We start from the raw sequence: 774 nt of genomic DNA, 5'->3' as shown, positions 1-774 counted from the left end.
TTTCTTACGCACGAGAACGATATCTCTATCTTGTAGACGAACATCTCCCAAGATCGGGCCTTCCGCAGTAATACCCGCAACGAATGGCAACTCAATATCGGCATTGTCGACAGACGCTGCCACTTCGTAACTTAGTCCACGCGCTTCTAAATTCGCCATAAGAATTTCTAGAAAATCATAAACTACGTCGGAAGCTTGAGCAGGGTTCCCAATCAAAAAGTCACCCGGAATTTGCGTACTCCAAATAGATACTTCTTGTAGGCCAATGACGTGAGGCTTACGGCTCACAATTTCATCCGCTAATGCACCAGCACGCTCAGGGAAGTTTGTTGCTTGTGCAGTTTGAAAAACTTCAGTAACCGCAAGAGGTACAGCAAGTGGATCAGGATCTTGAGCTGCAGCGAGTACAGGAAAGATATCTGCACCAAGGTAAACATTACGAGACAAGACTTTGATTTTCTCGTCGTCAGCAAAGGCTAAAGGTGCCGCTAAGCCTAGCGCGAGAACACCCGCTAATAGTTTTGACTTCATTATAATTCTCCATTCTTTTATTTTTATTCGAGCCTTCGAATAGAAAGCAATGATTAGAATGGAATGGGCGGACACGTTATGGAAGAGGCAAGCTTATGTTTTGCGACAAGGTGTGCATAAAACAACCAGAACAATAAATGGGAGAATGTCTTGAGAAACACGAACAATGAAAAAGATTGAATCAAGAGCACCGCGATCTTGATTAAACACACATCAGATCCGTTTATCTGCTAGTATTCCGCC

General features: G+C 43.7%; 1 protein-coding gene. It reads right to left on the bottom strand.

Going from position 1 to position 774, the window contains the following annotated elements; genetic code table 11:
* Nucleotides 1-531 (bottom strand): hypothetical protein (locus A3738_RS09010; RefSeq protein WP_197473747.1); only part of this gene is annotated, 531 nt, incomplete at its 3' end.
* Between the last annotated feature and the right edge of the window lie 243 nt (nt 532-774).

The sequence above is a fragment of the Oleiphilus sp. HI0066 genome, from assembly GCF_001635725.1.
The sequence above is the reverse complement of the archived record's forward strand: the minus strand, read 5'-3'. Positions and strand labels throughout refer to the sequence as shown.